Source organism: Marinobacter sp. MDS2, assembly GCF_030718085.1.
In the GTDB taxonomy this organism is placed as follows: domain Bacteria; phylum Pseudomonadota; class Gammaproteobacteria; order Pseudomonadales; family Oleiphilaceae; genus Marinobacter.
Map to the genome: position 1 here is coordinate 384,299 of NZ_JAVAJF010000002.1, position 18,543 is coordinate 402,841.

At 54.3% G+C, this 18,543-nt stretch carries 14 protein-coding genes and 1 tRNA gene; 13 read left to right on the plus strand and 2 right to left on the minus strand.

Going from position 1 to position 18,543, the window contains the following annotated elements; genetic code table 11:
- The first annotated feature begins 7 nt into the window (after positions 1 to 7).
- The 3 genes from Q9245_RS12555 to Q9245_RS12565 are packed head-to-tail and all read left to right on the plus strand — an operon-like array spanning position 8 to position 4,693.
- Positions 8 to 2,416, plus strand: a complete 2,409-nt coding sequence (locus Q9245_RS12555; protein WP_305897512.1) for a Lon protease family protein — start codon at positions 8 to 10, stop codon at positions 2,414 to 2,416.
- Positions 2,417 to 2,454: 38 nt separating this feature from the next.
- Positions 2,455 to 3,075, plus strand: a complete 621-nt coding sequence (gene fixJ / locus Q9245_RS12560) for a response regulator FixJ (protein WP_133006082.1) — start codon at positions 2,455 to 2,457, stop codon at positions 3,073 to 3,075.
- A 52-nt stretch (positions 3,076 to 3,127) separates the two neighbouring features.
- Positions 3,128 to 4,693, plus strand: a complete 1,566-nt coding sequence (locus Q9245_RS12565) for a response regulator (RefSeq protein ID WP_305897513.1) — start codon at positions 3,128 to 3,130, stop codon at positions 4,691 to 4,693.
- 47 nt (positions 4,694 to 4,740) lie between these two features.
- Here Q9245_RS12565 and Q9245_RS12570 read toward each other — a convergent pair whose 3' ends face one another.
- The gene (locus Q9245_RS12570; RefSeq protein WP_305897514.1) at positions 4,741 to 5,619 is read right to left on the minus strand and encodes a MaoC/PaaZ C-terminal domain-containing protein; all 879 of its coding nucleotides are present in this window, start codon (positions 5,617 to 5,619) and stop codon (positions 4,741 to 4,743) included.
- Between the two features lie 252 nt (positions 5,620 to 5,871).
- Between Q9245_RS12570 and Q9245_RS12575 the strand changes: the two genes are divergently transcribed.
- Positions 5,872 to 6,903 (plus strand): AraC family transcriptional regulator, encoded by a 1,032-nt coding sequence (locus Q9245_RS12575; protein ID WP_305897515.1) that lies wholly within the window; start codon positions 5,872 to 5,874, stop codon positions 6,901 to 6,903.
- Between the two features lie 119 nt (positions 6,904 to 7,022).
- Positions 7,023 to 7,099: transfer RNA gene (locus Q9245_RS12580), tRNA-Asp, on the plus strand.
- Between the two features lie 30 nt (positions 7,100 to 7,129).
- On the opposite strand, the gene Q9245_RS12585 is transcribed toward Q9245_RS12580, so the two are convergent.
- Entirely contained in the window at positions 7,130 to 8,176 is a 1,047-nt protein-coding gene (locus Q9245_RS12585) for an AraC family transcriptional regulator (RefSeq protein ID WP_305897516.1), read from the minus strand.
- A 145-nt stretch (positions 8,177 to 8,321) separates the two neighbouring features.
- Here Q9245_RS12585 and Q9245_RS12590 point away from each other — a divergent pair, with 145 nt between their 5' ends.
- From Q9245_RS12590 to pepN, 8 genes are all read left to right on the plus strand, one after another.
- Positions 8,322 to 10,385 (plus strand): NADPH-dependent 2,4-dienoyl-CoA reductase, encoded by a 2,064-nt coding sequence (locus Q9245_RS12590; RefSeq protein ID WP_305897517.1) that lies wholly within the window; start codon positions 8,322 to 8,324, stop codon positions 10,383 to 10,385.
- A 133-nt stretch (positions 10,386 to 10,518) separates the two neighbouring features.
- Positions 10,519 to 11,742 carry a DNA repair protein gene (locus Q9245_RS12595; protein ID WP_305897518.1) on the plus strand — a complete coding sequence of 408 codons (1,224 nt, stop codon included), beginning with the start codon at positions 10,519 to 10,521 and terminating at the stop codon, positions 11,740 to 11,742.
- 114 nt (positions 11,743 to 11,856) lie between these two features.
- A complete protein-coding gene (locus tag Q9245_RS12600; protein ID WP_305897519.1) occupies positions 11,857 to 12,741 on the plus strand; it encodes an NAD(+) kinase in 885 nt (294 codons plus the stop codon).
- 2 nt (positions 12,742 to 12,743) lie between these two features.
- Positions 12,744 to 13,757 carry a metallophosphoesterase gene (locus tag Q9245_RS12605; RefSeq protein ID WP_305897520.1) on the plus strand — a complete coding sequence of 338 codons (1,014 nt, stop codon included), beginning with the start codon at positions 12,744 to 12,746 and terminating at the stop codon, positions 13,755 to 13,757.
- A 17-nt stretch (positions 13,758 to 13,774) separates the two neighbouring features.
- On the plus strand, positions 13,775 to 14,458 hold the full coding sequence (locus Q9245_RS12610) for a rhomboid family intramembrane serine protease (RefSeq protein ID WP_281496337.1): 684 nt from the start codon (positions 13,775 to 13,777) through the stop codon (positions 14,456 to 14,458).
- A 146-nt stretch (positions 14,459 to 14,604) separates the two neighbouring features.
- Positions 14,605 to 14,907 carry a YeaC family protein gene (locus Q9245_RS12615; RefSeq protein WP_305897521.1) on the plus strand — a complete coding sequence of 101 codons (303 nt, stop codon included), beginning with the start codon at positions 14,605 to 14,607 and terminating at the stop codon, positions 14,905 to 14,907.
- Positions 14,904 to 15,740 (plus strand): DUF2797 domain-containing protein, encoded by an 837-nt coding sequence (locus Q9245_RS12620; RefSeq protein WP_305897522.1) that lies wholly within the window; start codon positions 14,904 to 14,906, stop codon positions 15,738 to 15,740. Before Q9245_RS12615 ends, Q9245_RS12620 begins: the two co-directional genes overlap by 4 nt.
- 31 nt (positions 15,741 to 15,771) lie before the next feature.
- Positions 15,772 to 18,414 carry an aminopeptidase N gene (pepN, locus tag Q9245_RS12625; RefSeq protein WP_305897523.1) on the plus strand — a complete coding sequence of 881 codons (2,643 nt, stop codon included), beginning with the start codon at positions 15,772 to 15,774 and terminating at the stop codon, positions 18,412 to 18,414.
- The last annotated feature ends 129 nt before the right edge of the window (positions 18,415 to 18,543 follow it).

Consider the following 18,543-nt stretch of genomic DNA (forward strand, 5'->3'; position numbering starts at 1 on the left):
ACCAAACTTGAAGTCATTGCCGCTGCAACAGTTGTACAAATCCTGTGTTCTGAAAGACCTGCCCTTTAAAACTACCCGGCAATTGGAGCCACTGGCCGAAATCGTGGGCCAAAATCGCGCTGAAGAGGCCGTTCGCTTTGCGTTGGCCATGCCTCACGGTGGGTATAACGTGTACGCTGTTGGCCGAAACGGGCTGGGCAAGCGCACGATGATGCTGCGCTACCTCGAGCACCACACCGATACCAAACAGCAGATTCACGACTGGTGCTATGTCGCCAATTTCGATGAGCCCCGGAATCCCAAGCTGCTTAAACTCCCGGCGGGTATGGGGCATCAGCTCAAGCAGGACATGGACAAACTGATGTCCCGTTTGGTCAAAATGATTCCTCAGACGTTCGAAGGTGACGGTTTTCTCGAAAGAGCCGAAAGCCTGAAAAACGACTACGTCAAAATGCAGGAAGACGAACTGGAGAAGGTGGCCGCACAAGCACGGCGTAAGAAGGTGAGCCTCACCGTGACGACGCCGGGGGGATACCGGTTGGTGGCCATGAACGGTGATCAGCCTCATACACCTGAAAGTTTCAAAGAGTTGACCGACGCCCAGCGGGATAAATTTGAAGAGGTCATAAACAAGTTAGAGAAAAAACTGCGGCAAGCACTTCGTAAGTTGGCCGACTGGGAAATGGAGTACGCCGAAAAGCAGCAGGCGCTCAACCAGGAAACGCTGGAAGGTCTATCCGGGCATCAGTTTGACGAGCTGGAAGCCAAGTATGAAAAGCATTCGGATGTGGTTGCCTATCTGAAAACTGTGCGCAAAGACCTGGCAGAGAATCTCGATATCTTTCTGGAAGACGGCGAGGAGCAGGCGGCAATGGCCTATGCTTCGCTGGATAGAAAGGCTCCGCGTCGCTACCTGATCAACCTTCTGGTGCATCAAAGCAATCACGAAGTGCCTGTGGTGGTTGAAGAGAACCCCACTTACCACAGTCTGTTCGGCTATGTAGAGAACGTAACGTACAAGGGCACCGTATTCACGGATTTCTCATTGATTCGCCCGGGCAGTCTGCATCGCGCCAATGGTGGCTACCTCCTGATGGACGCCGAAAAGGTGCTTGAACAGCCCTTTGTATGGGATGCGCTGAAGCGTGCACTTCGATCTCATGCGATTGAGATTAACTCTCTCGAGCGGGAGCTGACCTTGTCGGGCACGATCTCGGTTGAGCCCGAAGCTGTTCCGCTGGATGTCAAAATTGTGCTTTTCGGGGATCGCGAAACCTGGATGCTGCTTCAGGAATACGATCCTGAGTTTGCAGAGCTGTTCAGAGTGACGGCAGATTTTGAAAATGAAATGTACCGCACCGTGGACAGTCAGGTGCAGTACGCCAAGTTTATTGCCAGCCTGGTTGTCGAGAAAAAGCTGCTGCACTGTAACGCCAAAGCGGTAGCCCGAATCATCGAGTACAGTGCGCGCAGGGCTGAGCATCAAGATCGGCTCTCGTTGCATGCTGCTGATATTGCCAACCTGCTTAGAGAGTCCGACTTCTGGGCGCGGCAGGCCGGTGCTCGTTTAATCAGTGATGTGCACGTGACTCGTGCACTGGAAAGTGCCCGCTACCGGGACAGCCGAATTCGGGATCATTTTTACGACTCCATTCGGGATGGTACAACGTTGGTGAGCACTACCGGCACCTGTGTGGGGCAGGTCAATGCACTATCGGTTTTATCGACAGGCGGTTTCGAATTCGGTTTGTCTAACCGGGTAACGGCGTCTTGTTACTATGGTGACGGGGAGATTATCGACATCGAGCGCGATGTGAAGCTGGGCGGGAACATTCACTCCAAAGGCGTGATGATTCTCAGTTCCTGGTTGTCCTCGCATTTCGCCATGAACGATCCGATGCATCTGTCTGCCAGTCTGACGTTCGAGCAGAATTATGGCGAGGTGGATGGTGACAGTGCGTCCTTGGCGGAACTGGTGGCTTTGATATCCACCTTGTCGGGCGTGCCTGTGCGTCAGGATTTAGCGATTACCGGATCGGTGAACCAGTTTGGTGAAGTGCAGCCCATTGGTGGGGTCAATGAGAAAATCGAAGGTTTCTTTACCACCTGTGAACTGAAAAGTGGCCTGACCGGCACGCAAGGCGTGATCATTCCTCACACCAATGTACAGAACCTGATGCTGGATAGTGAAGTGCTTCAGGCCGCCAAAGCCGGTAAGTTTTCAGTGTATCCGGTTGCCCGGGTCGAAGATGCGATTACACTGTTGTTGGGCAAGCCGGCCGGTAAAGCAGACAGCAAAGGCAGGTACCCTAAACAGAGCGTTTTTGGCATTATCCAGCAACGACTCGAAAAAATGCGTGAACATGAGCGCCAGGAACACGCTCGGGACGATCAGAAAGATCCGTCCATTCACTGAGTGGCCCCATAACAAAACGGACAGGAGAGTGAACTTTCATGACTGATACCCCGCAGACTGTGTATGTAGTAGAGGACGATGAAGCCGTCCGTGATTCACTGGCGCTGCTGCTTAAATCTGACAGCAAACCGGTGAAAACCTACGAAAATGCAGGCGCTTTCCTGAAAGATTATTCGGAAGAGATGGCTGGCTGCATCGTGCTGGATATCCGGATGCCTGGCATGGATGGCATGGAATTGCAGAAAAAACTCAACGAAAAGCATTCCATCTTGCCGATCATCTTCGTGACTGGTCATGGTGACGTGCCGATGGCGGTTGATGCCATGAAAGAAGGTGCTGTGGACTTTATTCAGAAGCCTTACCGGGAAGAAGCGCTTCTGGAAAAGATCGAAGCGGCGCTCGAACAAGACAGGGAGCAGCGCAAGACCTTGGGCGAGCGCATGGAGATTGTTCGCCGAGTGAAAAGTTTGACCCCTCGGGAAACGGAAATCATGGATCGGATGATTGCCGGGCAGGCGAATAAGGTGATCGCCATTGAGCTTGAAATTAGCCAGCGCACCGTTGAAATCCATCGTTCGCGGGTGATGCACAAGATGGGAACGCATTCCCTCGCACACCTGGTGCGTATGGTGCTGTCCGTAAAGGACCTTATCGACTGATCGGGCTGGTATGGTCATCATGCCAGAATCCTTATAACCGATTAGGTTGACTATGACTGCAAGTGCCAGTGAAAACTCAGAGGTGACTGTTCTGTTGGTGGATGATAATCCGCAGAACCTGAAGGTCCTTTACGAGACCCTGAAAGACAAGGGGTATCGATTGCTGATTGCGAATGAAGGCGCAAAAGCTCTGGACCTCGCACACCGTCACCGTCCTGAAGTTATTCTGCTGGACATCATGATGCCGGAGATGGATGGCTACGAGGTGTGTGAGCGCCTTAAAGCCGATCCGGTCACTTCTGACTGTGCCGTGGTCTTTTTGTCGGCCCTCGATGACCTGCCCTCCAAAGTGAAGGGGTTCTCGTTGGGCGGTGCCGATTATATTTCCAAGCCGTTCCAGTCTCAGGAAGTGATTGCGCGCGTGGATACTCACGCCAAAGTCATTCTTCTGGAGCGGGAGCTCCAAGCCCGTAATCGTGAGTTGGTCAGCGACCAGGCCCGCATTCTCAATTCCATCAGCGAAGGTATTTACGGGCTGGATGAGAATGGCGTGATCGAGTTTGCGAATCAGGCCGCGGCGTTGATCGTAAACTGTCCCGTGGAAGATCTTATCGGGAAAAACTTTTTTGATCTGCATTTTGCCACCGCGTCGGACAGCGATACCTGCCTCCCTGTCATGGGGACGTGTCGCCAGGGCGTGGCGGAACATCAGCGCAACATACAGTTGCAGCGGGTTGATGGTGGCGCTTTTCCCGCAGAGTATCGGGCAACCCCCAAGCTGGATAATGACGAGTTGCATGGGGCGGTTGTGGTATTCCGGGATATCACGGTCGAACTCAATAACGAGCGGGCTTTGGAAGAAGCGCGCGCTCTTGTTCAGGAACAAAGGGATCAGCTTGCTCACACCTCGCGCTTGACCACCATGGGTGAAATGGCGGCGGGGTTTGCTCACGAGGTCAATCAGCCTTTAACAGCCATCGCCAATTACGCGCGTGTTTCGGGTCGAGTGATGGCCAAGGATGCTCCGGATTTGTCCTTGCTGCACGAAACCATGGAAAAAATTGAGGCGCAGTCCCACCGGGCCAGCGAGATTATCCGCCGTATTCGGCGATTCATGAAAAAGCCGGCGACCGGAAAAGAAATATTGGCTGTGCCCACGTTGCTTGAAGATACCCGTCAGTTTGCTGAAGTGGATATGCGCAACAACGAAGGTGGGGTTGAAGTGGTGGTTGAAGACGATCTGCCAGATGTGGTTGCTGACCCCGTACAGGTGCAGCAAGTCGCCTTGAACTTCATCCGTAATGCTCTGGAGGCCACTCGAGCGGCCGGATCCTCAGCACCTGTTGAAGTGACGGCGCGTCGTTGTGGTCAGAAGTGCGTACGTGTGCAGGTGCGCGACCACGGGGTGGGTGTTGCTGAAGAGGCTGAAGATAAGCTGTTTCACCCGTTCTTTACCACGAAAGAGGACGGCATGGGCATTGGCCTGGCTACCTGTCGTTCGCTGATTCAGGCTCAGGGCGGAGAAATTGGCTATGAGCGGCCGGAGGGTGCAGGGGCCTGCTTCTATTTCACGCTTCCTGTAGCCGGCGCTGGCGCCGATGCCTGTGCTGCGGAGTAGAAACGCTGCCTGATTTCTCAGGCAGTCTTGTCATCGAGCTGGCTCGCTTAGAGCCAGTCAATACGCCCGCTCAGATGCGGTGCCGTGCCTTTTGCGTTCAGTACCTGATAATCCCAGCCGTCACGCCCTTCCTGCCAGTTAAGCTGTGCCGTTCCCGGAAGCAGTAATGGGGTTTTAAACTGGCAGGAGATGGTGAAGGCGCCTTCCTTCCAATCATCTCTCTGCTCTAGTTTGGCGAGCGCATGTGCCTTGCTCCACATGCCGTGTGCGATCGCTCTGGGGAATCCGAAGGCTTTTGCCGTCAGTGCGTAAAGGTGAATCGGGTTTTGGTCGCCCGCGACCTTGGCGTATTGCCTGCCGATGTTTTCCGGAGCGGTCATCAAATCGGTAAACGGCAGTGTTTCCGGTTTTCTGCGTGCCGTTTGGGGCTTGGGTTCGGCGGTTTTCGAGCGTGCCATGCGGAACAGGTTAGTGCTGGTTTCTTCCCAAATAAGAGCCCCGGCAGAGCGGGCTTCGGTCACCAGATCAAACTCAATACCTTTTTCTGTCCGTTGCTGGTTTCCCAGTGTTACGCGAATATCCAGGTTCTCACCGGTCATAATCGGGCGATGTTGGGTGATGCTGTTGCGAATGTGCACCAGCCCCAGCAGGGGGAGGGGGAACTGAGGGTCGGTCAGTAGTTTCAGGTGCAGAGGAAAAGCCAGAATGTGCGGCCAGGTGGCCGGCAGTTGAGACCCCGCTTTGAAGCCGCATACTCTGCGGTAGGTGGCTAATGAATCAGTGTCTGTGGCTATGCCAACGACTTCAGCTTGTAGCTCTGGAATCTGCGTACTTTCACTCGGCTTTTGCTGTTTGGGGAGTAAGGCCCGGCCAAAGAGCGGAAGCAGGTTAGGAGTGGTGTTGCGATAGGTGATCGAATCTGGCATTAAGCTGTCTCCGTTGCCGGGTTGTCGTCGTAGGGTGTATGAGGGTTAGTTGTATTGTTGAGGTTTTTTCGTGATTTAGTACAACTATGCTTCTATGGCCTGATATGATATTAGCCATTGGCCTAAGTCAAGGTTGCGAGGAAGTCTGTCAAACCCCGTGGCAACGGGCATTGACCAAGCAAGCTTGGTGCGTTGTCCGGCGGGCCAAAGAGAACGCTGTTAAATATAAAAACGCGGGATACAAGGGAAACTATGCAGGAATTACGTGATGCGGGTGTGATGTTGCGCTTGATCTACGAAGCGATGAAAAGGAAAGGTATCGATACCGACGCGGTTTTCAGTCGCTTGGGCGTAGATGAAAGTTACGTATACACCGAGCAGCTTCGAACACCCCACAGTGCGCAGCTTTATTTCTGGCAGGCGGTAGAAGATGAGTCGGGTGATCCGGACATCGGACTGCATTTGGGTGCAGCATTGCCGCCCTACAAAGGGCAGGTTCTCGAGTATTTGTTTTTAAGTAGTCCTACCTTCGGCGAAGGCCTTCGCCGAGCTCAAAACTATCAGCGTTTGCTGAGCGATGCGGCAAACACCGCCTTTCTGATCGAAGGAGATGAGGCCTGCATGGTGCTGGATGCGGCCTCAGAAGAAGTGCGCCGGCTCAAGCATTTCAATGAATGCTTTGTGCAGGGGCTGGTTACCTTTTTCAGGTCAATCACTGGCGACCGCTTTCATCCGTCCCGCATTGAGTTTGAGCACGATCGCGATCGCGGCATTGAACATGTAAAAGAAGTTCTGGGTTGTGACGTGGTGTTTGGTGCTGAGGAAAACCGACTGTATTTTCCGGTTGAAGTGCTGTCGTATGCGTCGCCACACGCAGAGCCCGAGTTGTTGGCGTTGCATGAGCGCTTTGCCAGTGAACAGGTCGCGCGACTTGAAAAGAAGGATATCGTCGGCGCGGTGGAGCGTATCGTGGCCGAGTTGCTCGACAGTGGTGAAGTAACGCTGGATTCGGTCGCTGAGCGATTGGATATCAAGCCTCGTACACTCCGTACCCGGCTGACCGAGGCCGAAACGAGCTTTAACCAGGTGCTGGCGGATTTCCGCTATCGGCTCGCCAGGCAGTTGCTGGCAACAACCGACGAGTCGATCGATGAGATTGTTTATTTGACTGGATTTTCGGAGCCCAGCACGTTCTACCGGGCATTCAAGCGTTGGTCAAACATGACGCCGATCGAGTATCGCAAGACGGCACAGAGCAAAGATGTCACGGAAGTGACTGCTTAATAATCAATTTAGAGAAAAATGAAAAAAGTTTCGAGAAAGCGTTGACATAGCGGCCGGGGTCTATATAATTCCGCCTCGTTGTCAGCAAGCAATCAACGGCTTGCAAAGACAGCCCGCGCGGAGCGGTAGTTCAGTTGGTTAGAATACCGGCCTGTCACGCCGGGGGTCGCGGGTTCGAGTCCCGTCCGCTCCGCCATTTTTTCTTCTCTTCTCGCTTTCTCTCGATTTACTTTCCCTGACGTATTGCTTTTCGGCTTTCGCCCGGACTGATTCCGTACCAGCGTTGATAGGCTTTATGAAACGCCGGTGGGTTGGCAAAACCCAGCAGCCAGGCAATTTCAGATAACGACGCATTGGTTTCCCGGATATAGTCCTGCGCCAGTTGTTTTCTTGTTTTATCCAGCAGTTGCCTGAATCCTGTTCCTTCCGAACTGAGCTGTCGTTGCAGTGTCCACGGGGTTGTGCCCAGTTTGGCTGCTAACGTCTCCAGTGTAGGCGTCTCACCCCTGAGCAGCGGGGTTATTAGTCGCTGTACGCGGTCGGCGACACTCCAGCCTTGCCGTATTTCTGTGAGCTCTTCCTCGCACCACTGGGTCAGTTTGCTGTGCATAGCTGTATGGGCTTGTGCAGGCGTCTGGAGCCATACACTTTCTTTCAGCTGAATCGAGTTTTCCGTGGCACCAAATTCGACCGGGCAGCGGAACCAGCTTTCGAACAATTCATCCTGACCGATCGACGGGTACTCGATGCGAACACGCTCGAGCACATCGTAGCGCCCTGTCATGTGGCGAACGAGCTGCACCCATGCGGCCAATATCGAATCCACAACGAAATAGTTGAATTGGTTGTAGGGGGAGATGGAATGAAAGCGCGCAAGGCGCCTGGTTTTGTCGAGCGTCGGTTCGCCGCGGGAATTCTGGCTGGTAAGCAGCGAGTACCGGATAAGTGTTGATAGTGCTTGGCCGACCGATTGCGCTGTTTCAGCTGCTAGCCCGGCCAGCCCGGCGTCTGCCGGGCGAGTCAAAGCCCCCATTCTTAACCCGAGCGCGGGATTTTCAGTCAGAGTGATGCCGGCATGGCCCAGTCGCATGTAGCGTGGGATGCTGATTCGAGCGTCCAGTGAAGCAAGCGCTGAATCGTTGAGGTGAAATTGAGTTTTGAGTTTTTCGATTTCACCACCTTCCGCCACAATGGCCCGTAGCAAGACAGACACGTAGAGAAGGCTGATGTCGCCGAGGGCGTTAGTGGCTTTTGGGCGTGGTTGTTGGGTCATGGCTGTATTATCGGTGTTCTCTGAGGATAATCAAATGTAACTCCAGGATATTGTTGGTGGAGGGGCGGCTGGGTAATGTATTCGTCATAACATAAGCGGGGAGCGTTCCCCGGCCTGATAAGACATTATGATGAGGAACATATCGATGACCGCAAGCACTGGTGCCAGCAAATACCCGCATCTTCTGCAGCCGTTGGACCTTGGCTTTACCACACTGCGAAACCGGACTCTGATGGGCTCTATGCACACGGGTTTGGAGGAAGTTAAGCAAGGGTTTGAGCGCTTGGCTGCTTTTTATGCTGAGCGTGCCCGGGGCGGAGTTGGCCTCATCGTGACAGGAGGGATCGGGCCTAACAGTGAAGGGTCGGTGTTTCAGCACGCTGCAAAGATGACCAGCGAAGAAGAGTCCGACAAACACAAAGTGATTACCCAGGCTGTGCACGAGGCTGACGGTAAGATCTGCATGCAGATTCTTCATGCCGGGCGTTATGCGTACTCGCCCGAGCTGGTGGCGCCGTCAGCCATCCAGGCGCCGATCAATCCTTTCAAGCCCAAAGAGTTGGATGAAGAGGGTATCCAGAAGCAGATTGACGACTACGTGAACTGTTCCGCTCTGGCTCAGCGTGCCGGCTACGACGGTGTCGAAATCATGGGCTCGGAAGGTTATTTCATCAACCAGTTTATTGTGTCGCATACCAACCACCGTACCGATCGTTGGGGTGGCAGTTACGAGAATCGTATTCGTCTGCCGATTGAGATTGTGCGTCGAGTTCGCGAGCGAGTGGGTGAAAACTTCATCATTATTTATCGTCTGTCGATGCTAGATCTGATTGAAGACGGCAGTACCTGGGAAGAAGTCGTTCATCTGGCTAAAGAAATTGAAAAGGCCGGGGCCACCATTATTAACACCGGCATTGGGTGGCACGAGGCCCGTGTTCCTACGATTGCCACGTCAGTACCTCGTGGTGCTTTCACAAAAGTGACGGCGCGCCTGAAGGGTGAGGTGAGTATTCCACTGGTGACGACAAACCGCATTAATATGCCGGATGTGGCCGAAAAAGTCCTTGCAGAAGGCGATGCCGACATGGTCTCTATGGCGCGTCCGTTTTTGGCCGATGCTGAATTGGTGCTTAAAGCCGCCGAAGATCGTGCTGACGAAATCAATACGTGCATCGGGTGTAATCAGGCCTGCCTGGACCACACGTTCAGCGGCAAGTTGACGACGTGTTTGGTTAACCCGCGTGCCTGTAATGAAACCGAGTTGGCCTATGTTAAAACTATGAAGCCCAAATCGATCGCGGTAGTCGGTGCAGGGCCTGCCGGGCTGGCATTCGCCACGGTTGCAGCGGAGCGAGGTCACAAGGTAACTGTATTTGACGATGCTAGCGAGATTGGTGGCCAGTTTAACGTGGCCAAGCGCATACCGGGCAAAGAAGAGTTCTACGAAACGCTTCGCTATTTCCGTGTCATGCTCGACAAGCACGGCGTTGATGTGCGATTGAATACCCGTGTTTCAGAAGTCGATTTGAAAGCCGGCGGATTTGATGAGGTGGTTTTGGCGACCGGCGTGAAGCCTCGCACCCCCGCAATTGAAGGTATCGACCATCCGAAAGTGATCGGCTACCTGGATGCCATTTTGAAACGCAAACCGGTTGGTCAGAAGGTTGCTGTGATCGGGGCTGGTGGTATCGGGTTCGACGTGTCGGAGTTCATCGTGCACGAGGGCGAATCCCCGTCATTGAACACTGAACACTTCATGAAGGAGTGGGGTGTGGATCTGACCGTCGAGCACCGTGGCGGTATTAAGGGTGTCGAGGCTGAAGTGCCGGCACCAGCCCGCGAGGTCTACCTGTTGCAGCGCAAGGTTTCCAAAGTCGGTAAGAACTTGGGCAAAACCACTGGCTGGATTCACCGTACGTCTCTGAAAAACCGGGATGTTCAGATGATTCCGGGGGTCAGCTATCGCAAGATCGACGATGAAGGTCTGCACATCACCGTGACCCCGAAAGGCGCAGAGCAAGGCGAAGACAAGGTGTTGCCGGTCGATACGGTGATTATCTGCGCCGGTCAGGATCCGCTGCGGGAGTTGCAATCTGGATTGGAAGCGGCCGGCCTGCCTGTGCACCTGATTGGCGGTGCCGATGTTGCCGCTGAGCTGGATGCGAAGCGCGCGATCGATCAAGGCAGCCGGTTGGCCGCTGAAATCTGATCACAAAACGTTGCAGTTTTTCTCTGTGTTTCGGGATAGGTCTAGCTAGACTGTATCAAGGATGACTCGAATTGGAGTCTTGGCGTGCCTGATAGCGCCTTGTGATAGAGTTCCCGAAGCACGGAGAAGGTTAATGGTTATTGCCAGCCAAGCTGCCGAGGCTCACTCGGCAGTGTTTTTCATGGATGGAGTACAGGTTGCGCGTCAAATGCGTTTGTCCGAATTCGGCGCGTTTCTTGACGGATATGTGGGGCTTTCCGATCTCGCCGAAACGGAAGTGCGAGCGGTGCTTGTCAATCTGAACCCGGATCTTACGGTCGCGGCTCTGGTCTTTTTCAATATCTGGTTTGATGAGGAAGGGCAGGCCGATCGGGCGTGGAATGTGCCGATTGAAGCGTTGGCAGAACAGGGTTCAAAAGGTCCGGATCTGGGCGGTGGCCCAATCCGTTTGGTGTGCCGCAGCCAGACACCGGATGCCAAAGTAAAAGATTTTCTTTGGGACCCGGACATGACGCCGGGGCACAGCCACTTCCATTCCATACGCAAGTCGGTTCAGGAGAATTCGCTTCGGTTCCATAAAGTTGAAGCGACGGCCGCCGACATTCCGACTCTCGATCTTGTCGATGAAAGCCTGGGCGACGAGGATTCCCAACAACGCTCCCGAATGGCCCAGTTACTGCGTGAACATCGGCTGCGGATAAAAACCCTCCAAAGCGTGCACCGGGATGTTTTGAGCGATCTGCGAAGAGAGCATCGTGTTGAAATGCAGGCTCTGCGGTCTGAGTTCTTGGAGCTTGAGCAGCAATATGAGCGCTTGAAGCATACGAATGGCCAGATGAAGCTTCGTTTGGCAGAGCGTAACGAACAGTACCTTTCCATGCAGCAAGGTATGGCGAAGGACCACTCGGAATCCGGTGACAAAACCAGTGCCGAGTTGGTGTTGCTGCGTGAGCAGCTCGAGCGTAAACAGCGCGAACTGCAACTCCGTGACGAGACGATTGATGCTCTGGAGCGCGAAAACGATGAGCTCAAGAATCGGGAACCTCTGGAGGGCTCCATACTAGCGAAGCTGCAGGATCATTCGGTGTTTTTGGTGGCCTATCACCACGGCGTTGGTCACATTTCTCTTCCAGCCGCTGACATTAGCGCATACTTCAAGAACCCTGTGGCTTATGCTGCGGAACGTTGTGGTTTGAGCGAGTCGGCTTATCAAGAATGGCTGGAGCACTACGAGCATCCACACTGCATGCAGCAGAACGAGGCCGGGGTGACGTGTGCCGAGCCGATCGTTCGCGTGACGCAGCCCGCTGAATTTAAGGCGGGCATCGATGATCGCTGCGACGCCCACAAACCGTGATATCGATCTTTTTTTAGTATCTGCGCGAGTTTCGTTAAACTGTCCCTAACTTCGAAAAAAGATCAGGGTGGCAGATCGCTGCGCCTGTCGCATAAAGGCACCACAGGATACTTCATGGATCAATTCAGGAATATCGGCATCATCGGCCGGATGGGCAGCGTTAAAGTGGTCGAGTCGCTGCGTCAGCTTAAGCAATACCTGACGGCCAACGACTATCAGGTCATTATTGAAGAAGACACCGCGACCATGATCCCTGGCCACGGCCTTCAGGTGGCCAGTAAAAAGCTGCTCGGGGAGATTTGCGATCTTGTTATCGTGGTCGGCGGTGATGGCAGTCTGCTGGGTGCGGCACGGGAGTTGGCAAAGTCGAAAGTGCCCATTCTCGGTGTGAACCGGGGCCGGTTAGGGTTTCTCACCGATATTTCCCCGGTGGATCTCGAGGAACGTCTGGCGCAGGTTCTGGCTGGCGATTACATGGAAGAGTCGCGCTTCCTGCTGGATGGCCACGTTGAGCGTAATGGCCAACCTCTGGGTTTTGGATCGGCTCTGAACGATGTCGTGCTGCACCCGGGTAAATCAACCCGGATGATCGGCTTCGACCTATATATTGATGGTCACTTTGTGTATAGCCAGCGCTCAGACGGGCTGATCGTGGCAACGCCCACGGGTTCTACCGCTTACTCCTTGTCTGCCGGTGGCCCGATCATGCACCCCAAGCTGGATGCTGTTGTCCTGGTTCCCATGTTTCCCCATACCTTGAGTAGTCGTCCGATCGTGGTTGATGGCAAAAGCGAGATCAAGCTGGTGATCGGCGAAACCAATGAAACCTATCCGCAAGTCAGTTTTGATGGGCAGATGAATATTGCGTGTGCCCCAGGCGATATCATCCGCATCACCAAAAAGCCGTTCAAGATCCGTCTTATTCACCCGACCGATCACAACTTCTACGCCACCTGCCGTGACAAGCTGGGTTGGGCAAGCGAGATAGCAGCGAGTTGATCATGGTGAGAGCAAACGAAGTTGCAAGTCGCGGTTACGACATCATCGGGGATGTGCACGGGTGTGCAAACACTCTTGAGCAATTGCTGGAGCAGATGGGGTATCGCAAGCACAACGGCGTATACCAGCACCCGCGTCGGCAGGCCATTTTCATAGGTGACATCATTGACCGTGGCCCCAGAATTCGTGAATCGTTGCATTTGGTTCGGGATATGGTTGAGCGAGGTTCTGCCCGTATTGTAATGGGCAATCACGAATACAACGCGCTGGGCTATTGCACGCGCGCCCGTCCGGGCAGCGGAAAACAGTTCCTGCGGGAACACAATCCGCGCCATGATCGGCTGATCAAGGAGACGCTCGAGCAATTCGATGCGTATCCCCATGAGTGGAACGAGTTTCTGGAGTGGTTTTACACCATTCCGCTGTTTATTGAAGAAGAGGGCTTTCGTGCCGTTCACGCCTGTTGGGATCAAACGTTGATTGACCAGTTTCGCGAGAATCAGGGTGGTGCGTGCATTGATGAGGATTTCCTGCATGCGTCTGCGGCGATTGAATCGTTTGCAGGTCAAGTCATGGATACGTTGCTGCGTGGAACAGATCTCCGCTTGCCGGAAGGTGTAAAAATTACCGGTCGTGATGGCTATACCCGAGAATTTTTCCGCACCAAATTCTGGGCTGACAACCCTAAAACCTACGCAGATGTCGTGTTTCAGCCTGACCCGCTGCCACCGGAAGTCGCTGCAATGGAGTTGACGCCAGACGAGCGGGCGCAATTGATTACCTACCCACAGGATGCGCCCCCGGTTTTCGTTGGCCATTACTGGATGGACAGTGAGCCGGCCCCCCTGAAGCACAACGTGGCCTGCATCGATTACAGCGCCGTGAAGTACGGAAGGATGGTGGCGTATCGGATGGATGATGAGAAAGTCCTTTCAAAGGACAAATTTGTTTGGGTGGATGTCAGTCGTCCTGACCAAACCGATTATCCCATCAGTGAAGACAGTGTCGCTCGATAACCCCCTGCGAGGTAAGTTTGAATAACCCGAACTCTTCCCCTGTGACCCCGGATGGCCGTTGGCAGCCGGGGCCTAAGCACGCCCCCTTGGTAGTAGCGGTGCTTGTTCTGGCCCTGATTATGGTTTGGCTGACAGGCATGGGCCAGAATGCGCTGGCCGTTAAACTGACGGCGGTAGATCCCCGAATAGTGCCTTGGCATGTATTCGATACACTGTCGGGCCGGCTAGACGCGCTGTTGGCAACCTTGGCGGCGGGCGAAGTCTGGCGCTTGATCACGCCGGATTTCCTGCATTTCAGTTGGACCCATCTGATCTTTAATGCGGTGATGCTTTGGTTTCTGGGCAGTCAGATTGAGTGGATCGACGGTCGGGCGCGTCTGGTTGCTTTATTTGTTGTCACCAGCCTTGCATCCAATGTGCTTCAGTACTTGGTATCCGGGCCGTTATTTGGTGGTTTGTCTGGTGTGGTTTATGGCGTGTTGGGTTATTGCTGGTTGAGTCAGCAGCGGCGACCCCGTTTTCAGTTTCCGCCGGCGTTGGTGACGTTCGCGCTCATATGGATGGTCATTGGCTTTACACCCATACCCGAATGGGTTGGGTTGGGCCGAATGGCGAACGAAGCGCACCTGGGCGGTTTTCTCGGAGGGCTTGGCATGGCGCTGGTTATGCCTCCCCATAAAAAAAGCCCCACCCAAAGGTGAGGCTGAAAAGAGCTAATAGCTCCTGATGAGAGAGACCAAATGAAACGACCAGTGTCATTTGGTTTGAAAATAATAATCGTTATCATTTGCGTCTGTCAAACGGATTTGCCGATTTTTTTCACGAACCTATTTTCAAGAGGTGGGTCATGACCTACGACGAACTGATTGAGCGGCTGGATCCGACCATCTACCGCAACCTCAAACAGGCCATTGAGCTGGGCAAGTGGCCTGACGGTCGGGCCATTTCACGTGAGCAGCGCGCGATTTGTCTCGAGGCGGTCATATATTACGAGAACAAGCACAACATCCCGGAGGAAGAACGGGTGGGGTACCTGGATCGCGGCGAAAAGGCCGGTACGGCTTGTGACCCCTCTGTACAGTTCCGAAAAGATCGCCAAGCGCAGAACAACGATGTCGATCCGGATCAATTTGTTGAGGTAAAGGTTTGACTGAATCCATCGATGTGACCGGGCGTTTGCGAAAAATGCCCGCGGAGGCGGGTAATCCGGTGGCGTACACTCTGGCGGTGGGCGATACCCGAATCCCGATGAACGAGCTGATCGGAAAGAAGCTGCGACTGGATTTTGAGGGTGTGATTCGCTGCATCAACTGCGACCGCACCACCAAGAAGAGTTTTAACCAAGGTTTTTGTTACCCCTGTTTCCGTAAGCTGGCGGCCTGCGACAGCTGCATTATGAGCCCCGAGAAGTGCCATTTTCATCTAGGCACCTGCCGTGAGCCAGAGTGGGGCGAAGCCAATTGCATGGTTGAACACGTGGTGTATCTGGCCAATTCCAGCGGATTGAAAGTTGGCATCACGCGGGGTACCCAGGTACCCACACGTTGGATCGATCAGGGTGCGGTGGATGCCATTCCTATGTTGCGCGTATCCAGCCGCTATCTGGCCGGTCTGGCGGAAGTTGCGTGTAAGAGCCATGTCGCTGACCGTACCAACTGGCGAGCAATGCTGAAGGGCGACGTGCCGGAACTGGATTTGGTTGAAGAGCGTCAGCGCATATTGGCGTTGGTCGAAGACGATCTGGCCGAGTTAAAGCGCCAACACGGCGAGGACAGTTTGCGAATTGTGGATGAGGCCTCACTTGGGCTGGGTTATCCGGTGCAGGTGTGGCCGGCAAAGGTCAAAACCCATAATCTGGATAAAACACCCGAGGTCGAAGGGTTACTGGAGGGCATCAAGGGCCAGTACCTGATGCTCGATACCGGCGTGATCAACATTCGAAAATTTACCGGTTACGAAGTCCGGTTCCGGGTTCTCGACTGAGCCTGTCATGTTTTAAGTTTGGAGAGTATGAATGCGAACCAGTCAGCCGCAAACCATATACCTGAACGAATACCAGGTTCCCGCGTATTTGATTGATCGTGTGGATTTGCGTTTCGAATTGTTTGAAGACGGTGCCCGCGTGCACAGTACGATGGCTGTGCGTCGAAACCCCGAGGCCAGTCAGGCCGATGCGCCTTTGCAGTTGGATGGCGACAGCCTGACGCTTGAATCCGTGTCGTTGGATGGCGTGGTGTTGTCGGGCGATGCCTACGAGGAGCAGGGTGACAAGCTGGTGGTAAACAGCGTGCCAGCCCAGTTCGAATTGAATGTGGTGACCTGGATTGAGCCGCAAAACAACACCCGTCTGGAAGGCCTGTACAAATCCTCCGGTATGTTTTGCACCCAATGCGAGGCCGAAGGTTTCCGCTGTATCACCTATTACCCCGATCGTCCGGACGTGATGGCAGTGTTCCGTACTCGCGTGGAAGCTGACAAGTCGGCCTACCCGATTCTGCTGTCTAACGGTAACCCGGTTGAGCAAGGTGAACTCGACGGTGGCCGCCATTTTGTGACCTGGGAAGACCCGTTCCCGAAACCGGCATACTTGTTTGCTCTGGTTGCTGGCGATCTGGTCGAGATAAAAGACACCTTCACGACCTGTTCTGGCCGCTCCATCGATTTGCGTATGTATGTCGAACCTCGCAACGCTGCCAAGTGCGACTTCGCCATGGGTGCCTTGAAGCGTTCCATGCGTTGGGACGAAGAGGTATATGGCCGGGAATACGATCTCGACATCTTTATGATCGTGGCGGTCGACGATTTCAATATGGGCGCGATGGAGAACAAGGGGCTGAATATCTTCAATTCGTCCTGCGTGTTGGCCAGCCAGGAGACGGCAACCGACGCCTCTTTTCAGCGCATCGAAGCGATCGTCGCTCACGAATACTTCCATAACTGGTCCGGCAACCGGGTCACCTGCCGGGACTGGTTCCAGTTGAGCCTCAAAGAAGGCTTTACCGTGTTTCGGGATGCCCAATTCTCTGCCGATATGGGTTCGCCAACGGTCAAGCGTATTGAGGATGCAACGCTTCTGCGCACGGCGCAGTTTGCCGAGGATGCCGGCCCTATGGCGCACCCTGTTCGGCCTGCGTCTTATATGGAGATTTCCAACTTCTACACGTTGACCATCTATGAGAAGGGCGCCGAAGTCGTACGAATGATTCATAACCTGCTCGGCGATGAGATGTTCCGCAAAGGCAGCGATCTTTACTTTGAGCGTCATGATGGCCAGGCAGTCACCACTGATGACTTTGTTCGGGCCATGGAAGATGCCTCCGGCCGCGATTTAAGCCAGTTCCGCCTGTGGTACGAACAAGCGGGTACGCCGGTGGTCACGGTGGCCGATGAATTTGACGAGCAGCGCGGCGTGTATCGCTTGAATATTCGTCAGAGCATTCCGGACACGCCAGGCCAGTCGGAGAAAAAGCCCCAGCACATTCCCTTCGCTCTTGGTTTGCTTGATAAAGCGGGCCAGCCCCTACCGTTGAATTTGAGCGCCGATGAGCAAGCTGGGCCGGTTGATCGTGTGCTTGAACTGACGGATGCCGAGCACAGCTTCGAATTCCACGGCTTGTCGGAGCGCCCGGTACCGTCACTGCTGCGGAACTTTTCCGCGCCGGTTCGCGTGCAGTACCCATGGAGTCGTGAGCAGTTGCTGTTCTTGATGAGCCACGATCCTGACGGATTTAATCGTTGGGATGCCGGTCAGCGTCTGGCTGTTGATGTTATTCAGTCTTTGATCGGTGCACCGGAGGATGTCCCGGTCGATCCGAGACTGGTCGAGGCATACCGCCGTCTGCTGAACGACACCTCTCTGGATCAGGCGTTGGTTGCGAAGATGCTGCTGTTGCCTTCAGAGGCTTATTTAGTCGAGTTGGCGGACCAGGCTGACGTGCCGGCAATCCACGAGGCGCGTGAGCGTGTGCTGGCTCACCTGGCAGAATCGCTTCGGGACGAGTTGGTTGCGTGCTATCAGCGCAGCCAGGCCCAGGGCGATTATCAGCTGACGCCGGATGCCATCGCCCTGCGCAGCCTTCGCAACACTGCGCTGTCGTGGCTTCTGGGCATTAAAGATACCCAGGGCCTGGCGTTCGCGCTGGACCAGTATCGTTCGGCCGACAATATGACGGACCGTTTGGGTGCGTTGCGAGCGTTGGTGAACTCCGACTTTGTGGATGAGCGCGAGCAGGCGCTGGCGGAATTTTACGACCAGTTCAACGATGACCCTCAAGTGGTTGAAATGTGGTTCTCTGTGCAGGCTGCGAGTCATCAGGCCGGGCAGTTGTCTCAGATTCAGGCGCTTCTTGAGCACCCTGCGTTCGATTGGAAAAATCCGAACAAGGTTCGCTCAGTGATCGGAGCGTTCGCCGGACAGAATCTGGCCGCCTTCCACAGTGCGGATGGCAGTGGTTATCAATTCCTGGCTGCCCAGGTGTGCAGGCTGGACGATAGCAATCCTCAGATTGCTGCGCGTTTGATTTCGCCGCTAACCCGCTGGAAGAAGTTTGCCCCGGCTTATCGCCAACAGATGAAAGCCGCGCTGGAGCATGTGCGCAACAAAAACGAGCTTTCACGTGATGTTTATGAGGTCGTCCTGAAAAGTTTGGCCGATTGATACCGAGTAAATGGAACCCAGACGCCGTTGGTTCCGTGTAGAGGGTGGAGCCAACGGTGGCGGGCTGTTGTAGATACAAAATCGCACTTTTGGTCGATAGACTTTGTTGCTCGATCGACTAACCTGAAA

Bases quoted from the DNA above. Each gene is read 5' to 3' on its own strand.
- fixJ (WP_133006082.1), top strand. From the start codon at position 2,455: ATGACTGATACCCCGCAGACTGTGTATGTAGTAGAGGACGATGAAGCC.
- Q9245_RS12565 (WP_305897513.1), top strand. From the start codon at position 3,128: ATGACTGCAAGTGCCAGTGAAAACTCAGAGGTGACTGTTCTGTTGGTG.
- Q9245_RS12570 (WP_305897514.1), bottom strand. From the start codon at position 5,619: ATGCCAGATTCGATCACCTATCGCAACACCACTCCTAACCTGCTTCCG.
- Q9245_RS12575 (WP_305897515.1), top strand. From the start codon at position 5,872: ATGCAGGAATTACGTGATGCGGGTGTGATGTTGCGCTTGATCTACGAA.
- Q9245_RS12585 (WP_305897516.1), bottom strand. From the start codon at position 8,176: ATGACCCAACAACCACGCCCAAAAGCCACTAACGCCCTCGGCGACATC.
- Q9245_RS12590 (WP_305897517.1), top strand. From the start codon at position 8,322: ATGACCGCAAGCACTGGTGCCAGCAAATACCCGCATCTTCTGCAGCCG.
- Q9245_RS12595 (WP_305897518.1), top strand. From the start codon at position 10,519: ATGGTTATTGCCAGCCAAGCTGCCGAGGCTCACTCGGCAGTGTTTTTC.
- Q9245_RS12600 (WP_305897519.1), top strand. From the start codon at position 11,857: ATGGATCAATTCAGGAATATCGGCATCATCGGCCGGATGGGCAGCGTT.
- Q9245_RS12605 (WP_305897520.1), top strand. From the start codon at position 12,744: ATGGTGAGAGCAAACGAAGTTGCAAGTCGCGGTTACGACATCATCGGG.
- Q9245_RS12615 (WP_305897521.1), top strand. From the start codon at position 14,605: ATGACCTACGACGAACTGATTGAGCGGCTGGATCCGACCATCTACCGC.
- pepN (WP_305897523.1), top strand. From the start codon at position 15,772: ATGCGAACCAGTCAGCCGCAAACCATATACCTGAACGAATACCAGGTT.